This window comes from Spirosoma harenae (assembly GCF_054776975.1).
In genome coordinates this window covers 61435-78807 of the sequence record NZ_BAAHBD010000009.1, presented here as the reverse complement: position 1 = coordinate 78807, position 17373 = coordinate 61435, and the positions used below count along the sequence as shown (strand labels likewise).

The 17373-nt window shown below is 45.5% G+C and carries 21 protein-coding genes; 18 read left to right on the top strand and 3 right to left on the bottom strand.

What is annotated here, in order from left to right; genetic code table 11:
• Window positions 1-178 precede the first annotated feature (178 nt).
• The 11 genes from ACYVE4_RS13280 to ACYVE4_RS13230 all read left to right on the top strand — a co-directional run bounded on the left by ACYVE4_RS13280 (window position 179) and on the right by ACYVE4_RS13230 (window position 10705).
• Window positions 179-307, top strand: a complete 129-nt coding sequence (locus ACYVE4_RS13280) for a YgjP-like metallopeptidase domain-containing protein (RefSeq protein WP_461040509.1) — start codon at window positions 179-181, stop codon at window positions 305-307.
• Window positions 308-587: 280 nt separating this feature from the next.
• A complete protein-coding gene (locus ACYVE4_RS13275; protein ID WP_461040507.1) occupies window positions 588-1841 on the top strand; it encodes a phage integrase SAM-like domain-containing protein in 1254 nt (417 codons plus the stop codon).
• Between the two features lie 3 nt (window positions 1842-1844).
• Window positions 1845-2732 carry a hypothetical protein gene (locus tag ACYVE4_RS13270; protein WP_461040506.1) on the top strand — a complete coding sequence of 296 codons (888 nt, stop codon included), beginning with the start codon at window positions 1845-1847 and terminating at the stop codon, window positions 2730-2732.
• A 68-nt stretch (window positions 2733-2800) separates the two neighbouring features.
• Window positions 2801-3178: a hypothetical protein gene (locus ACYVE4_RS13265; protein WP_461040505.1), complete on the top strand. Its 378-nt coding sequence runs from the start codon at window positions 2801-2803 to the stop codon at window positions 3176-3178.
• Entirely contained in the window at window positions 3175-3648 is a 474-nt protein-coding gene (locus tag ACYVE4_RS13260; protein WP_461040503.1) for a hypothetical protein, read from the top strand. Before ACYVE4_RS13265 ends, ACYVE4_RS13260 begins: the two co-directional genes overlap by 4 nt.
• Entirely contained in the window at window positions 3645-4904 is a 1260-nt protein-coding gene (locus ACYVE4_RS13255; RefSeq protein ID WP_461040501.1) for an AAA family ATPase, read from the top strand. Before ACYVE4_RS13260 ends, ACYVE4_RS13255 begins: the two co-directional genes overlap by 4 nt.
• 108 nt (window positions 4905-5012) lie before the next feature.
• Window positions 5013-6215, top strand: coding sequence for a DUF6371 domain-containing protein (locus ACYVE4_RS13250; RefSeq protein WP_461040499.1), 1203 nt, complete (start codon window positions 5013-5015; stop codon window positions 6213-6215).
• Between the two features lie 70 nt (window positions 6216-6285).
• A complete protein-coding gene (locus tag ACYVE4_RS13245) occupies window positions 6286-6570 on the top strand; it encodes a hypothetical protein (protein ID WP_461040497.1) in 285 nt (94 codons plus the stop codon).
• Between the two features lie 22 nt (window positions 6571-6592).
• The gene (locus tag ACYVE4_RS13240) at window positions 6593-6904 is read left to right on the top strand and encodes a hypothetical protein (protein ID WP_461040496.1); all 312 of its coding nucleotides are present in this window, start codon (window positions 6593-6595) and stop codon (window positions 6902-6904) included.
• 171 nt (window positions 6905-7075) lie between these two features.
• A complete protein-coding gene (locus tag ACYVE4_RS13235; RefSeq protein WP_461040494.1) occupies window positions 7076-10288 on the top strand; it encodes a coiled-coil domain-containing protein in 3213 nt (1070 codons plus the stop codon).
• A gap of 75 nt (window positions 10289-10363) precedes the next feature.
• Window positions 10364-10705 carry a hypothetical protein gene (locus ACYVE4_RS13230; protein ID WP_461040493.1) on the top strand — a complete coding sequence of 114 codons (342 nt, stop codon included), beginning with the start codon at window positions 10364-10366 and terminating at the stop codon, window positions 10703-10705.
• Between the two features lie 404 nt (window positions 10706-11109).
• On the opposite strand, the gene ACYVE4_RS13225 is transcribed toward ACYVE4_RS13230, so the two are convergent.
• Window positions 11110-11433 carry a helix-turn-helix domain-containing protein gene (locus tag ACYVE4_RS13225; RefSeq protein ID WP_461040492.1) on the bottom strand — a complete coding sequence of 108 codons (324 nt, stop codon included), beginning with the start codon at window positions 11431-11433 and terminating at the stop codon, window positions 11110-11112.
• Between the two features lie 280 nt (window positions 11434-11713).
• Here ACYVE4_RS13225 and ACYVE4_RS13220 point away from each other — a divergent pair, with 280 nt between their 5' ends.
• The 5 genes from ACYVE4_RS13220 (at window position 11714) to ACYVE4_RS13200 (ending at window position 15174) form a co-directional block, all read left to right on the top strand.
• On the top strand, window positions 11714-12091 hold the full coding sequence (locus ACYVE4_RS13220) for a hypothetical protein (RefSeq protein WP_461040491.1): 378 nt from the start codon (window positions 11714-11716) through the stop codon (window positions 12089-12091).
• The gene (locus ACYVE4_RS13215) at window positions 12084-13517 is read left to right on the top strand and encodes a tyrosine-type recombinase/integrase (protein WP_461040489.1); all 1434 of its coding nucleotides are present in this window, start codon (window positions 12084-12086) and stop codon (window positions 13515-13517) included. The genes ACYVE4_RS13220 and ACYVE4_RS13215 overlap by 8 nt, the downstream gene beginning before the upstream one ends.
• A gap of 194 nt (window positions 13518-13711) precedes the next feature.
• Entirely contained in the window at window positions 13712-14131 is a 420-nt protein-coding gene (locus ACYVE4_RS13210) for a hypothetical protein (protein WP_461040488.1), read from the top strand.
• A 343-nt stretch (window positions 14132-14474) separates the two neighbouring features.
• Window positions 14475-14669, top strand: a complete 195-nt coding sequence (locus ACYVE4_RS13205) for a hypothetical protein (RefSeq protein WP_461040486.1) — start codon at window positions 14475-14477, stop codon at window positions 14667-14669.
• A 28-nt stretch (window positions 14670-14697) separates the two neighbouring features.
• Window positions 14698-15174: a hypothetical protein gene (locus tag ACYVE4_RS13200; protein WP_461040484.1), complete on the top strand. Its 477-nt coding sequence runs from the start codon at window positions 14698-14700 to the stop codon at window positions 15172-15174.
• Between the two features lie 392 nt (window positions 15175-15566).
• Here the strand turns inward: ACYVE4_RS13200 and ACYVE4_RS13195 are convergent, their stop codons facing one another.
• Complete coding sequence (locus tag ACYVE4_RS13195) at window positions 15567-15743, bottom strand: hypothetical protein (protein WP_461040482.1); 177 nt, start codon at window positions 15741-15743, stop codon at window positions 15567-15569.
• Window positions 15744-15995: 252 nt separating this feature from the next.
• Between ACYVE4_RS13195 and ACYVE4_RS13190 the strand changes: the two genes are divergently transcribed.
• Entirely contained in the window at window positions 15996-16142 is a 147-nt protein-coding gene (locus ACYVE4_RS13190; protein WP_461040481.1) for a hypothetical protein, read from the top strand.
• Window positions 16143-16399: 257 nt separating this feature from the next.
• Here ACYVE4_RS13190 and ACYVE4_RS13185 read toward each other — a convergent pair whose 3' ends face one another.
• A complete protein-coding gene (locus ACYVE4_RS13185) occupies window positions 16400-16726 on the bottom strand; it encodes a hypothetical protein (RefSeq protein WP_461040480.1) in 327 nt (108 codons plus the stop codon).
• Between the two features lie 118 nt (window positions 16727-16844).
• On the opposite strand from ACYVE4_RS13185, the gene ACYVE4_RS13180 reads away from it, so the two are divergent.
• Window positions 16845-17303, top strand: coding sequence for a hypothetical protein (locus ACYVE4_RS13180; protein ID WP_461040478.1), 459 nt, complete (start codon window positions 16845-16847; stop codon window positions 17301-17303).
• Window positions 17304-17373 lie beyond the last annotated feature (70 nt).

The window sequence follows — 17373 nt, the reverse complement described above, 5'->3', positions numbered from 1 at the left end:
CTATAAATAGCTAGGATAAGTTAAAAATAAAATCATCGGTAGTGACTTAATTGCGTTGATCGGCGAAGGAAAATTGATTCATAAATAGGCCGATTGTGGTATTGGACTTGCAACAGTATAGTGGAGATTTTTCAGGCGGCCATTGTGGTAGTGAACAAATATGATTCCTGTTGACTAGGTGTGCGGTAATTCTGAACTATGCCATACTAAGGTAAAAAAACATTCAAAGGAATTCTGGGCTGAATTATCTCGACACGTGAGCAACTGGAAAGAGCTCGATGATCAGCGCAGTCGATATATGCTTTGATAACTATCTAGTACAAAAACGAGGGCCTACGTATTGCAACTAAACAAAAAAGCACTTAACATTTCTGCTAAGTGCTTGATAATGAGCGTGGGCCAGCTTGGGCTCGAACCAAGGACTTACTGATTATGAGTCAGTTACTCTAATTATTTTGTTATTTTTTATTGTTTTCTAATATGTTGATTATTAGACAAATATAGCTGTTTGTTCTTTTGGTTAGTATTGGTTATACCCGGTTATTTATGTAGGTTTGTGTAAACCACTGTGTAAACCGGGCTTTTTTATGTCCAAAGCTACTGACCATAAAGACAGCGATGCGCTGGTTAAAGTCATTCTGTTCAAATCCAAAACACTGGCCGACGGTTCGCACCCGCTGATGGTGCGCATTACCAAGGATCGACAGCGCAAATATGTGTCGGTCGGCCATAGTTTGCAACTCAAACATTGGGATGAAGATAAATCAGAACCCCGGCGTAGTTGCCCCAACCGCCCCTATGTCGAAGCGGTTATTGCCAAATGGAAGGCGAAGTTCTCCGATGTGGCCAGTGACCTTAAACAGGAAGAAAAACCATTCTCGGCCGAAAAGGTAGTGGCTAAAGCCGTGAAGTCGGTTCGCAAGGTAAGCCTGCTCAGCTTTATCGACGAATACAACGATAGGCTAATCAAAGAGAAACGTTTGGGTACTGCCTCTACTGTACGCGATATTCGAAGGGCACTGGTCCGATTTGAAACAAGCGAGGGTAAACTACCGGAAAAACTGCTGTTCACCGATCTAACGCCTGGGTACCTGGATGATTTTCGATCCAGTATGGCCCAGCGCGGTCTGGCTGAAACATCTATGGCGGTGTACTTTCGGACTCTTCGATTGATTTACAACCAGGCTATCAAACGGGGCCTTGTGCAGGAGAAGTATTATCCGTTCCGGGAGTTTAAGGTTAGTCAGTTCGATTTACGGACCCGAAAGCGGGCTATTTCGAAAGAGGATATCGGAAAGCTGGCGGCTCTGGAGCCCGAAACATTTAGGCTTCGACTGGCCAGGGACCTATTCGTCTTTAGCTACTACGGGGCTGGGATCAATTTCATTGATATGGCGCATTTGACCTGGGGTGATGTGCAGAACGGGCGTCTACGCTACGAACGCAAGAAGACCGGGCATTTATTCAACTTCAAGTTATCCGATCAAGCCAGTGCCATTTTGGATTATTACCGGCCACTGACGGGTAGGGGACAGGACGCCTACGTTTTTCCAATTCTTGACCGCGAGCGACATCTGACGACCAAGAAAATTGATAACCGGATCCATAAGATCATCGGGCAGGTCAATCCTGATCTGAAAGTATTGGCCGGTATGGCGGGTCTTGATGCTGTCCTGACCACGTATGTAGCGCGCCATAGCTTTGCGACTGCGTTGAAGCATTCCGGTGTGGCAACAGCGGTGATCTCGGAAGCAATGGGGCATCAGACCGAAGGCATTACCCAGACCTATCTGGCTTCGTTTGAGAATGAGTTGATCGATGCCGCTTTTGATAATTTGTAAGTTATGGAAATGAACACTGATACCCCCGACACTACTTATTGGTTGAGCGATGATTTTTTGTTTAGTCCTCTGGTATCACATTTAGAAGAAGAGATGGATCGATACAAAGGCTTAGGCCGGCACTATCTCGATGATGGTCAGGCTTACATTGTTTACAGTATGCCCTTGTTAGGGTTTCTTATTAGCCCAGAAGTCAAAGCTAATATTGTCAAACCGGGCCACCTGTTTGATGGACCTGCTACTACTATTAAGGGGACTGATTATAAACCTAGCTATGTGGAGGGATACGAAGAGGGGATTAGATTTTTTCAGAAAGAGTACCTTGTAAGCCCTGATATAATTTATAACAATCAGGACTACATCAATACTTTGTATGAAAGGTGTTTTGTTACAACTCATAAGGGAAGTATCGGAGGCTGGTATGCACAGGCTCACTCTACTCCTTTAACTGTCTGCCATGCTCAAATACGGGAACATGGTTACTGGACAGGAATATACAGTCAGGTCGAAGAACTAAGGAATAAATATAAGCCAATAGAAGATGCTCTTAATAAATCATTTAAGGCTGCTGAATTACCTAATAAACCTGCTGTACAAATTGAAAAGCAAATAAATTTGTCTTCGGCTTCAGAAATTAAATTTACAGAAAGAGAAAAAGCCCTAATATATTGCTATAAACAGTTACCACCAATTTCAAAGGGCCAGCCACTATATAATGACTACATAACATTAACCACACCCAAAAAGCGTATAGCTTATCCAAACGAATCATTAAAAAAAGCTAAAAGCCTAATTGCATCGATTGAAAAGATAATGCCTAAGCTTACAGATTCTGAAAGGAAACAGGCTGAAAATGAGATAAATACAATAGAAGCTAAATTTAGTAACTAGTTGCAACCGGTTGCTCGTGTTGAGGTGAGGTAACCTTTGTTCCGTCAATCATTTAAAGACGGCAAGACATGAGCAATCCATTTGAGCCGATCAACGCCCGGCTAACTAATTTAGAAGCGTTGACTCTTGAAGTACTACAGTATTTACGCAGCGGGAAAACAAATGCTGCAACAATTGACGCCGATCCCTACGGAGATTTTAAATGGTTGCAATCAACCTGCTCTGGTGTTCCCACTAGCACTTTACGTATTAAGTCTGCCGCTGGCCAAATTCCGGGAGTCGTTAAGTTCGGTAAGCGTGTCCTATACGACAAAGCGGTTGTGTTGAATTGGCTACGGAGTCAAACTCTTGAGGCTATCGATATGGCCAAAATTGAGGAATCTGCCGACCTGCAAATTAGTTCACAACTTAATAACCGGCAGAAAGGAGGGCGGAAAGCAGCATGAGCAATCGCACATTGCCTTGTGCGTCGCTCCAGCACCTCGCTAATCTCGAAATGGCAGAGAAGCGACGTACACACCCTAACGTTCCTGAATACGGGCGGGTTAAATCCAAATTCAATGTCAAGGATGCCAACAGCCTAACTCAGACAGTTAAACGTTGTCTTGAGCTTCACGGTTGCTACGTCACACGGGTACAAAGTCAAGGGCAGTGGCATGAGGCACTTGGTCGCTTCACTCATTCCACTACTCGAAGAGGTACGGCGGATCTGCACGCAATCGTCGAGGGTAAACACGTCAGTATTGAAATTAAGTGGGGCAAGGATCGACTAAGCGCTGATCAGAAGAGAACAGCTCAACAAGTTCAAGCCGCAGGCGGAGTTTATCTAGTTGTCAAGGATTATGAAACGTTCTGGGCTTGGTTCGGGCAATATGCTCCTGATCTAGTCGAACAAAAAAGGAGGGAACTGACATGAGCGTCCAACCACATCCAGCTACCTCCTCCATTGATGGCACAAAAGAATCCCGCAAAGGTATTTTGAATTCTGATTCACAGCAAGTTGACATAGCAACGCTATCGGCGCATATGGATGCTATTGCGGAGATTGCTCAGCAACTTCCTCCGCCGAAACCTGTTGAGCTAGGCAAATTAGGTGATTCTGAATTTTACTCCTTTTATCGGTCTATACTAGCCGATTCAGAAGTCAAACTATCCGATCCAACTGAAGAGCCAACAGTTTGTATCGAAGTAATAGAGAATGATCAAGCCATGACCTTTGGCACGCTGGGCAACTTCTCGTTAGTGATTGGCAAAGCGAAAAGCCGTAAAACGTACCTGATCAGTACGATTGTCGCTTCACTCATTAAACGAGACCTGGTTATTAATAAGGTGAGGGGCAATCTACCAGAGGATAAGCAAGCTATTTTGTACTTCGATACCGAACAACATAGGGGTCACGTCAAGCGCGTACTGAGACGGATTGCCCTCTTGGCTAATTGTGAAGAGCTGGGATGCATCCATGTGTATCAGTTGAAAAAGTTTGCCCCTAATCACCGGTTGAATGCTATTCGGGTCGCTATTGAAGACACGGCCAGTCTGGGATTGATCATCATTGACGGCATACGAGATACTGTATTTGATATCAATGATGCCAAGGAGGCTACCGATCGGGCTACGGACCTGCTCCAGTGGACCGAAGAGAAAGATGCGCATTTGATAACGGTAATTCATGAGAATAAAGGCAACAACAATGCGCGTGGCCATCTAGGGTCGGAGCTCACTAATAAAGCTGAAACCGTTGTTTCAGTTAGCCGTGATCCAACTGATAAGAACGTTTCTATTGTTACGCCCGAATACTGCCGTGACAAAGAGTTCGAACCATTCGGCTTTTCCGTTGGCGAAGATGGCTTACCCTTTCTGATCGATGCAATCGAGACTAATGCTCCAATTGGTCGAAATCGTAAAGCAAAAGCAGGTGATCTAAAAAAAGAAGAGCTCGACAATATCATCCGGAGAGCATTTGCTAACGAGACCCAGTTACGATACTCCCAGCTACGAACTAACCTCATGGAGGCCGCGCAGTTCATCGGCACGGGCATCGGGAAATCAAAAGCCGAGGAATTGATTCAGCGATTGCAAACGGATGGTTACCTGACGAAGGATAAACCGGCCAAGGAGAAGTACGAATTATATCAATTCAATCCAGAAAAACTCTCTATTCAATCGTCCTAATTGTACTGTCCTAAATACCCCTATTATATAGGGGGGTATTAGGACAGTTAGGACAGTTGGAAAATGTAGGACACTTAAGACAGTTAGGACGATTAGGACAATTGACTAATGACCCCCTCCAACTTGCGTTATCAATTACCCAAAAGAGCAATTAAATCGGATTGCCCAGATTGTGGACCCAAGCACCGAAAGACACTGAGTCGGTATATTGACACCCGAACGGGGGATCCATTACCTGACATCTATGGCCGCTGTGATCGGGAGAGCAATTGCGGTTATCATTGGTCACCCTACAGTAAAGGGTCATCAGGAATGAGCTATGCTGATGAGGTATACCAGCAGTGGAAAGAGGAAAACCAGAACACGACATCATTCCCTCGATCTGTGTCGGCATCACAGAACTTCCCGAAGCCTTTTCTTTCTAAACCGTCAAACAATCTTGTGGCTGAAGCTCCTGTTTGTAGCATACCCGATGAGGTGTTTAGAAAATCCCTTGGCCAATATGACAACAATCAATTTGCGAAGCTGCTCCGTCAACATTTCGGTGACGCAGTTACAGATGAGTTACTGAGCCGATTTCAGATTGGTACCTCAAAGTGCTGGGACAATACGGGCGCTTCTGTCTTCTGGCTGATTGACGAAAAAGGCCATAAACGTGGTGGGCAGATTAAGCTGTTTGACAGCACCTTTCACACGGTCAAGTATGTGGATCGTGAGGGCAGAACTCGAACCCGAACCAGTTGGGTGCATTCGGTCCTAGCGTACTCCCTAGATCAACAACAGCTATCCAGGCCTGATTGGTTGACCGACTACATTGAGCAGAAGGAGTTTGCGCCCTGTCTGTTCGGATTGCCTCAACTACTAACCGCTCCAGCCGACAAACCCATTGCGATCGTTGAAGCGCCGAAAACGGCAGTAATCGCTACACCATACTTTCCCCAGTTCACATGGATGGCCGTGATTGGCCGATCATATTTGAATGCTGAGCGACTGGCTCCGCTCAAAGGTCGCAGCGTCATACTGTTTCCTGACCTTTCGATTAACGGACGAGATTACGCTTACTGGAAAGGGAAAGCCGATGGGTTACGTCAACAGGGATTTAACGTGATCATTTCGGATTGGCTTGAGAAACTGGCCACTGATGAGGAACGTAAAAAAGGATTTGACTTGGCTGATTACCTACTCGAGCAGTGGAAAGGCTATCCACCTATTTGGGACCAGCGTAATCCGCCGGATGCTATACCGACGATCGAACAGCAGACCTTCTTCGAATGGTACCAAAACCAGCCTCCTTTTATCAGCTGGGACTAGCCTAACTGCTTGTTCAGATGAGCCCTCAACCTAACGCATTTCCACTAAATAACCACTAAAATAGTGACCAATGAAATTCGAAAAAGGCCACGCAAAACAGGGCGGCCGTAAACCAGGCAGCCCTAACAAGACTACAGCTGACATTAAGAGCCGGATCAGCGCACTAATCGAAGAGCAATTCGACTCAGTTTCGGCAGACCTGGAAAAGCTCGAGCCTAAAGAACGGGTTGCGGCATACTTAAAATTCCTTGAGTACATCTTACCCAAGCAACGGGAGCAAAAGATTGACCTATCAGCACTTAGTGATCAGGAGATTGACGAGCTCTTGGAGCGGGCTATAAATAAACTGGAGTAACTAATTCTTTTGAAACAATACCATGATAAAGACAGCAAACCTAAAACGTGAAATCCTGGCTCAAGTACTGGCCGGTCAGATTGAAGCCTTGCAGGCGTACAAAGCCAGCCAACAGGGACAGCAGCTACCATCTGATCTAAGGTGGGTAATCGACGAACGCCCAATAGGCGGATCGATTTATTGTGTCAATCATCAAGGCGAACGTATAGATATGACCGTTGAGGAGTTCGAAGCCTTACCCCAGCCGGTACCCTTGTGGCGAATTGTCGATTTTACTAAGGGAACTCCACTTCCTGATGTCGACGCAGACTTTGGCGCTGGGCAGCTGGTGTGATCAGATCGAAACGTAGCTATTAAGCTTCCCGAATCGGCCGCGGGAAAATCAGCTTACCTCAGACATTGACGTTGAGCAACAATCTAATATCTGTTTGTTGCTCAGGCCATTGAGCACCTTTAATCATTGCCAATCTTTCTTAAGATCATTCATCCAGATACCCATACAAAAATGGAAGAGAACGGAGATATCCTCATTAAAGTCAAAATTTCAGAAGAGGAGGTTGAAGAAAATATTCAATCCCTGCTGGCCAGCAAAGCACTTCTGAAAAAGGAGTTAAAAGCCTTGGAGAAAGACCAGAAAGCTGGGATCGTCACGGCTAAAGAGTATGCAAAAAGCCACGAGTCAATTACCCGGCAACTAAAATCAACCGAAGAACAGCTAAAGGCGGCTCAGAAAACGCAGGCCAGTTACGCCAAAAGCATCCAAGTTGCCGAGTCCGCATTAGATAAAATGCAAGATGCGTTTCAACAGAATGCCCTCGTTCTTAACCACCTCAACACCGACCAGCGTGCTCATATCTCCTCGACGAAAGCTGTGCAGGACCGCATACAGGCGCTGTCTGATGAGTTCAGAGTGGAGAATGCCGCCATCCTGGCCAACGTGTCTAGTTTGACTAAGCTGGACGACACCATTGCCGAGGTTCGCACTACCTATGAAGGGCTAAGTCAAGCTCAACGGGAAAATAAGGACGTTGGAGGCAAACTCCTGGCACTGGAAGGTGAGCTGATTCGTCAACAAGAGAAAGTAGAGAGAATACGCCTGAACGGCCGCAAAACGCTCAAGGACTATATTGGTGATATTACCATCCTTGGGTTTAATGTCGGTCAGACAGTCGAATCGTTTCAATCAGGCTCTCAGGCGGCCGGCGTATTCACCAAAGCTATAGGTACCGGCCGGGGTGCATTAATTGCGTTAGCGGCCGTTCCGATCATCGCCATTCTAAGCGGCCTTTACATCATCTTGACCAAATCGCAAAAAGGGATGGATTTTATGGCCAAAGCGACCGCTGGCGTATCGGCCGTACTATCTGCCGTCACCGATAAAGTAATTGCTTTAGGCAAAACCCTGGCCGATGCCTGGGAGAATCCAACGCAGGCCGTTAAAGATTTTGGGGAAGCGATCGTCACCAACATCATCAACCGGTTCAAAGCTGTCGGCGTTATTATTGACGCCATCAAACAACGAGACTTTGGTAAACTGGCCGACGGTGTGGTTCAGCTAGGGACTGGTGCCACCAATGCAGCTACACGGCTAAAGAAAGTCTATGACCAGGGTGCCGCCATTGCCGAACTCAGCATCCAGATCAAAGAAGAGGAGATCAGGCTCAATACCGAACGGGCTCGCGGTGAGAAATTCATTGAACGGCAAAAGCAGGTTGCTGAAGATGCCACTAAATCTACCCAGAAACGAGCAGCTGCTGCGCGTGCCGCCTTTGCCGAGAGTCAGAAGATCCAGAATGCAGAGGAGGCTCTACAGAAAAAACGGGTCCAGTTAGCCCAGGCCGAGTCGAACGTCAACCAGAAAAATCGGGATAGCCGAGAAAAAGTAGCCGAAGAGCAGAAGAAACTGGATGAACTATCTAAAGCGCGTATAGGGGAACGAACCGAGCTCCAAAACCAACTTAACACGATTGAAGCCGAGGGTCAGGCCAAAGCTCTAGAGAATGCCAAAAAGCTGGCACAGGAACGCGTTAATGATGCCGAGATTGCGTTGCTAGTTGCCAAGAAAAATGGTCAGGAAACGATCGAGATTGAGCAGGAGATATTACAAAGGCAGATCGATCTGATCCAGAAGCGGGCCGACGCCGAAAAGGTTGCCGTCGAAAAAGGCAAAGGAGCCGCTACGGCCAAGAAGCTTATTCAGCTCAAAGCCAATGAGGAAATTCTGGAAGCGACGAAACAGAGCGTTCAGAAGATTGCGGAGATCACCTACAATGCCCGATTAACGCAGATCGAAACGGATCTGGCCATGGTCAGACGGGGTAGTGAGCAGGAGTTGCAGCTTCGCATCGAGGGGATTGAGGCCGAGCGCAATCGACGCCAGCAAATTGCCCAGGCCACGATAAAAGACCAGGATGCGCTGCTGAAAGAAAACATACGCTTAATCACTACGGCCGATCGGGCGATCAATGACGTCAGGGCTGAGTTTGACAAGCAGCAGGTAAGCCAGGAGTCTGACCTGGCAAATCAGCGTTTGCAGATTCAGCTTGATTTTGGTGATCAAAGTCTGGAGAATGAACGAGATGTAGCCAAAAAACGCATCGACCTGGAAGAAAAGACCCAGCTTGAACTCCTGGAAGTTGAAAAGAAATACGCCCAGATCAGCGATAAAGAATACGATGTTCGTCAGGAAGCCATCAAAGGTAAAGCCTTAGCTGCCCGCAAGGACCTCAACAAACAGATTGCTGATCAGGACCGAGCTAACCGGGAGGCCATGCTGGATGCCGAGCTGATCGGGGTTCGGGAGGGGTCGAAGAAGCAACTCGATATTGAGCTTAAAAAACTCAAGGAGAAACGCGAAGCTGCCATTGCCAGTGCCAAGGGTGAAAAGGCGGCAATCGACGCCATTAATAAAAGCTTCGATGCCCAGGAGGCAGAAGCCGTCAAAAAGCGCTACAAAGCCCTCAAAGATCAAATTGTTGATATTTCCACCCAGGCGCTTTCTACCCTTACCAGTATCGTCGATGCCTCCGTTGCTCAGCAAACAAAATCGGTGGATGATCAGTATGGCGCTTTACTGTCAAGTGCGGCCCTGTCCAATGAGGCCCGGGCCAAACTGGAAAAAGAGTTTCAAGACAAGAAAGATAACATTGAGAAGGAGGCTAATGAAAAGCGAACAAAGATTGCTTTGGCCCAGAACCTAATCAATGGCGCGTTAGCGGTTACTAAAGCCTTCGCTGAGTTAGGGCCCATCGGGGGTGGAATAGCCACTGCTTTTATTGCTGCTCAAGTAATAGCGCAGCAGGTTGCTATTGATAATGCCGCCCAGAAATTTGCTTATGGTGGCGTATATCGATCTGATGGGCAAGGAGCCTACATCCAAGGACCGGGAACCGGAAAATCCGATAGTATCAACTCGAAGATCAGTAATGGTGAATCGGTTATTAATGCAAAGTCAACAGCCATGTTCTATCCGGTCCTATCGGCTATAAATGTCGCTGGTGGTGGTCGGGCGTTTCCCGGATTCGGCTCACAACTTTACGATAAACAACATTTGACTCCCCACTATTCGTACGGCGGGGTTCAGGCCGCTTTTGATGCGTCAGTCATTGCCAATGCGATACGTCAGGGAATGTACGGTGTAGATATCCGGGTAGGTGTTGATGCGATTACCCGAAAGCAGGGGGAGGTAAAATATGCTGAGGTCAGCGGTGATAGTTAACAAAATCAAATAGTCAAAAAAATGAAACTATTCAGTCAAATTAGAAAAGGGATCCAGCGCCGGTATTTGCAAGCAATGATTAGCAAAGAACGCCCCGATTTAGCCACAAAGCCGTTCCAGCAACTGCTCAACACGTATATTTCGGATACCATTCATGATCATGTTGAAAGGGATGATCATGAACTACCCAGACTGGTTGAGCAGGCCTTAGCCTATGATGCCCAACATACGCTAGGTTACTACTACGCTCAGTACTTTTTTTACATGCATAAGCACACGAAGCTGCTGCTGGAGAATATGGATGAAGGGCTTGATAGCTGCCATCTTCTGCTGGATAAAATCCAACTACAAAAGCTAATTTGTCAGCTTACCGATATGCTGAATAAGGGGAGGAATTTAAATAATAGGCAGAATTAGAGTCTTTGTTGGCTGGCTTTGGATAAAAGACTGAATTGTACTGTGGGCCTGCAACCCTACTCTTGCATTATGTGGTGAATTGAGTTAGTGTTGCGTAAACAACTACACTTTTGTGGAATATGTGCCCATTTTCCACAGAAGGAATTTAATGAACAAAGAGGTTGTATTTCGGTAAGTGGCTGTAAGCGTGATACTTGGGCTGGTATATAATGATTTGGCACAGTTTAAGCTAATGAATGAGTAACGCTATGAATTCGCTAGCTGCCAGCAGAAAGGTAGCATCTTTATAGATTACATACTCAACGTTAAGAAACTCTGAAAAGAAAAAAGCTCGGTGTTCGCCGAGCTTTTTTCGCTTTATACCTAGTTGAGTTAGTACTACAACTTATATAGAAAGAGGTAATCTACTCTCCTTCGAGCTCCTGGATCCGTCTATCTAACGACTCATTCATTTCCGCTTTAAAAGCCAATAGTTGCTCCACTGTCGTAAGATTTGATGATAATGGAGCGCTTGATTTTTGCTCCCCAGTAAGAATATGCCAAGCGTCAATATCTGGATAAACCTTCCAGATTGCAGCAAACTTGTCTACTCCCATTGCCTTTACTTTTCCTGAAAGTATTTGCTGAAGAGTATCATATTGGATGCCCGCATCACGAGATACCTGCGCATTCGAAAGCCGTTTACTTGCAAAGTATTCTTGTAGTCGTTCGCTAATGGTAGCTCCCATTGTCAATGCTGCTTTTTTAACGACACTAATATAAGTAATTACTATTTGTTTAACTTAATTATTGGTTGTTTAACAAAATTAGTAATAATAAATATTGTATTATTCGTTAAATATAACGTAGTTTGGTTTGCTAATGAAAATCACGAAAAGCCATACATAAGATTTTACGTCGGTTAGTGTGACTTAAATTGAATCATTAGTAAACAGTAAACCCCTTCGCCGAGTGCCTAGGAAACAATCGCGGAGGGGCCTTGTGTGTACCATTTAAACTTTCATCTAAATGACAACGGAGCAAAGCTACGCGGGTAGGGGAAATAATGCAAACCCTAATCCGCGAACGGCCAAAACCACGGCCAAATCATTCTCACCAGCTGATAACCGGTATGCCCCCATATGCTTTAACGAGCAGGATCCAAGCATCATCAGCTTTCGCTGCGAGTTCGGCGATTTGATGCAAGATCCCAAAGCGATCAATCGCATTCGTCAGGACATCCGCGCCTGGTTTACGGCCTACCTGCCCAGCTGGGAGCAGAGTACGACTAACCCCAATACGTGTGAAGAGTCAGCTCAAAACTTCAATGCGCTTGACAACTTTTTAGGCTTTGTTATTGACGCCGGCATCGATCGAATGGTGAAGGAGGGCCAAAGCCATGAGTAATCCACAACTAACCAGTCGATCGGTATTAGGTCGGTTAGCTCCAGACTCAACAGCGCCTAAACTAATGGTAGCCAAACGTCGACTCCCAATCAGCGTTCGGTTTACGCTTCGTGCACCCAAAAAAGGACAACCCTATTCCAATCCTCATCCTTTGGAGGTGTGGATAACGGTTAACGGATACCGTGTGCACTTTACCGCTTTCTGGAAAGAGAGTAGGCTGGATGTCGATCCGGCTGATTGGGATGTAAGAAATCAAACAACCCTTCACAAGGCTGACCCTGTTAATCGACAGATTACGGCCGTTAAGGCTTATGTGGAGAGTGTTTTTCAGGATCAGCTTGACACAGGCGGTAAGCCGACCGTCAAGTCTATTCATCAACAGCTTACGACAGGTGAAGCCCCTGAATGGTACGGGGAGATTGGCTGGGTATTTCCTTCGGATAAACGGAAACGGGCGCTGCTAGGCCAGTATGGGCATTGTATTTGCGGCCAAACTCCAATTGATGAAGTGTACGCAGCTTACATTCTTCATCTCGAAGAAAAACAGGGAAGAGGCAAATCTTTATCACGGGTTGCTAGAGGCCGATGGGAAAGAGGTTTATTACTGATTCGTGAATTCGCCAAACAGACTGAGCAATCAATTCCCAGAGCCGATAAGATAACGCTCGGCTGGGCCAAGCGTCATCACACCTGGCTACAGAATATGCCATTAACTGCCTTCCAGCGTAAACCTACAAGCGCTCCGCAAGCCAGCCGATACATTCATCAACTATCACATGTATTGCAGTGGATGATCGAAGAGGACTGGATCCAGGAAAACCCTATCAAAAAAGTCAGCTGGCCTCGGTATGACGACAAACCAGTTGAGTCCTTAGAGCCAGAACAGGTTTACCATCTATTACAATTGGACTGGAAAGGTACCAAAGGTATATCTCTGTGGTGGTTCATGCTAATGTGTTGCACAGGCATGGATTATCCCGATGCGGTGGCCTACGCTCAAAATAGACAAGCATTCGAGGTGATGGGTAGTGGAGGGAAGAAGATTGTGGGCCGACGTAAAAAGCCTCCCCATAGCGAATACCATTTGCCATTATTACCTGAAGTCGAATTGCTGTTCAACCGCTTTCCGAAGGGTGCCAAGATATTATGTGATGGAGTAATCAATCGGTACACCGATCAAATCGAAGATGAGTTGGGAATAAATTGGCGAATAACAGCCAAAACGGCCCGAAAAACCTTTGGCTTTTTAATGAAGGAAGCTGGTCACTTGATAAGCGATGTAAGCTTAATGATGGGTCATTCGACTATTATTACTACTGAGCGGCATTATGTCAAGGTGAAGGGTACTTCCATTGACCGGGCCATGAAACGGATACATGTTAATCTTAGCGAATTAGCAGGTGCGGAGGGCCGAGGTGATGAATAAGGTATCAGCAAAAGCCCCTCCTACCTGCTTCCAACAGTATTCGAAGGGGTCTTCACTCAAAACAATCTCCCAAATAAAAGATTCCCTACCTGCTTCCAACAGAAATAGGGGCTGAAACTCAAACACAATCAAAACCCCGCCAAGTGCTTTCACACAAAACGGGGCATCGTAAACGTTTAAAACAGTTAGTAAAAATGTGTACTATACAAAATAAAGTGGGTGGGGAAACTTCTAAAAACCCTATTCCGCAAACGGCCCATAACGCCCCTCAAATTCCTTTCACTTCAGATGACTGGCGGATTACCTTTCTAAATAATGTCATTGATGATCACGAATCCTTAGAGGAGTTATTTAATCTACTTCACGAAGTAGCTGAAATTCGTGAGTCTATTCCATCAGTTGGCTTTATCAGTGAATTATTCACCATTTGGGCCAATAATCCAACCAATGACTTCAATGCCAAGCGTCAGGAAATAAGTCTTCTATTTCGGCTTCTGGCTCGGCTAGAAAATTTACGCGAATATTTTACCTGTTTTAATTCATTTACCGATTACAAGTCTGAATACCAGAGCATTCAGTTAGCCGGAGAATTGGAGGCTATTGGCAATGGCTGAGCTTATTAATATTACCACCAATGAACCTAGTTTATTGGTGGTAAGTATTGTACGGAACTCTCTTACTCTGAAGAACAGTACACTATGAACCGTCAATCACTCCGTCCTTTTTTAGCTTCACTTGCATGGTTTCTCTTAGCCGTAATATGTGTTCAATGGGCAAGATATCGCTTAGAATACCACAGATGGAGCGATTCTGATACGTCTACTAGTTTTGACACCGGCAGATCGCTTACAGATATCCGGTCAGGTTCTACTCGAACCTCAACTTTTAGAATGACAAGAATTAGTCAAACAGCTCAAATCAAATAAAGAAGTCAAAATGACATAGGGATCGGTAATTATGAAACGCTACATCTACAAAGGTGATAGGATGACGGATCCTGATTTGAAAGGTCAGCCCTGCACAGCTGTACTTCGAGAAGATCAAAAATGTATTAGGGGTAGCAATGGGTCGATGTTGGTTATCTTCGACGATGGCCGGGTGGTGAATGTAATTGGTCGATTGCTCCGAAAATTTCCAATAACGAAAGAATAATTTTTAAAAGCTTGCCGAACAACGAATCATGACCCAAAAACAGCGACAACAAATTAGCGAACTAGTCACTGTCTTTCCCGCAAAACTAACTCCCGGAACAGTTGTTAGCGTCGAGCGGATGAATAGGACGTTTATCAAATACCATTTGGACGATCATCGCGTCTTACATCAGTTTACGGCTGCCCATGACTTACATTACCACGATCATCCCTTTGGTTTTAAAAGCACCATTCTAGCCGGTGGTTACAGGGAAGAAATCGGGGTAGTCCAGGCCAACGGGACGATGGCCGTAACCATAGTGGACCGGCTGCCTGGTACAGCCCATAGCGTTAAGGCCGGTACTATTCACCGATTGGTAGGCTTACTAGCGGGCGACTGTTGGACGATCATTGAGCCAGGCCCCAAAGAGAAAGATTCCGGTTTTTATAAAGTCAACGAAAAAGGGGTGTGGCATCGCTATTGGTACCAGCGGAAGTGGCGTCTGCTTATTCGTATAGCAAAGTAGACGTTGAGTAGGCGTACGAGCGATTAAATGAACGGATGAGACAGGCAATTTGTGAACAATCTGAGCTGATATCTTCCTGATTGTTCGCCATTTTTTCTGGAGACACAAAGTGGATGGAAGTGATGAGTTGCCGTTTTAACTCCGATAAACAATCCACCAGTTCCATAAACAAGATCAAGTAGTAAATAGGATTTAGAGTGAGAAGAGCTAGAAATGCTACCAAAAAGAGCTAAAAAAGGTACAGAAAAGAGATAAAAAGTTTAAAATACATTTGAAAACCTTTGATATTTCAAATTCACAAAGTCTATATTTGTCTATCATTGTCGAACGTTGTCTATCATTGTCAAGCGTTAACGAGCACTTACGAACGATAGCGATCAAGTAGAACCCCATTAAAAACGAAAATGCCCAGTACCATATAGTACCGGGCCTTCGTTAGAAACTAGAAGCTGCATTAGCTCGACGAAAAGTTTGGCAGCTCCTAAAACGCTGGTTAGCACTCCCGCTACTTCAGCAATCCGGCGCCACTTGCTAACGACAGGTGGCGCCTTCTTTTTCGTTGGAGGCATGAACAAAAATAAGGTTTCAGTCCACATATACAAGCCTAAATTATTTACATTATTAGAATATAGTTCTTTTTCTCTATTAGAGGAGCCTTCTAGTTGTAAGATTATCAATTAATTATGAATACTCTACGCTAGCAAGTTCCTATAATAATCCAAAAGCTTTTGTAGGAAATGGCAAAAACATACCCTTAAGCATTTATTGGCGCATCCGGAGCGTTTTACATCATCCGCAACGAAGGTCAGGAAATACCAGGCATGCGTAAATACACCAAATACCCAACGCCTGACGATTACAACAACCGGAAAGCGAATTCAGAATTTATCGATGCGGACGAAGCGATGGCCAATTTTGATCGGGAAGTGCAGATTGATCAATCGACGTTGACAGTATCGCTATCATAAAATACAAAACCCAGCCAAAGGGCCGGGCCTGTACATCGTAACTTGAACTTCTATACCTACTTGTCTGCAAGAACAACGCCACAGGTCGGGCGATCCCGCCAAAAATTGATTATACGGTAAATCCATACGGCCCCTCTCTTCGTATATATCCCTCGTACTGCCTGCACGTCGCAACTTGAGCACAGCTAAAGAAAAAATCCCGGCCTCAACAAAGCCGGGATTTTCATTTGTAAACCCATTAACCATTATACAATCAATTACTCGTACATATAAATTACATCTTCACCCCTCTTTTCAGCCCTCATTCCCTGTTGTCGGTCGGAACCAGTAGCCCGGTGCGCGACGTGCACCCATTCCGGATTACCAGCCTTATCGGGAAACTCCGTGATGACGTGGTCTAACTTCAGGTTCTTCCGGATGCACTGATGCAGTTCTTTATTGGTTGGTGTACGCATAGCATCGATGTCGATGGCCAGGCCTGCGTTCGGTATACTGGTCGGTTTCTGCTCGTTAATCACCGATCGGACGGAATCCAAATGCGTTTCGGTCACGGAAGACGAATAGGCAAGTGGTAGACTGGTCATGAAATTCGTAGGAAGTGAGCTGGACGTCGCTGAGCCCGGAAGGCTAGATGATCAGGCAAGTCGTTGATATTATTAAAGTGCGTAATTTGAAGACCTTTAGCCTCCATTCTATACTTCGATGATAACGACTATACCTGGAACCGATATCCTGACTGGAAAATGGTATCCTGCAGACCTGCCACCACCCAAACTCCCTGAGGAGCTGTATAACGAGTATAGTCTACTGCTTGGCATTAAAAGTATTGGTATTCGGCATGGATTTTACGTACATGACGAAGGGAAATACTACTGGCATTGTGAACGGTTTGACTCCTTTGATTTTGAAGAGATACCGGGTTGGACGTTCGATCAGCAGGTAAATGCAAATCTGGATTGGGTGTACGAGGTGGCCCGTGGCGTTTCGGCCTGGATGCTCATTCCGGACTTTGATGCTGAATGGCCAAGCGTTGATGGAACCTCTGGACACGAGCTTGATCCGGATTGGTCGGTAAAAAAAGAAGAGGAGGATGACGACGATGATGACGAGTATGAAGGTTCCAGTGGTTCCACGTTTATACTGCCTATTCACCCGAATTAAGAGAAGCCACAAAAGAATTCATATTTGCAAGTCTGGATTCTTTTGCTTTACCTTTGCACCATGAACACGA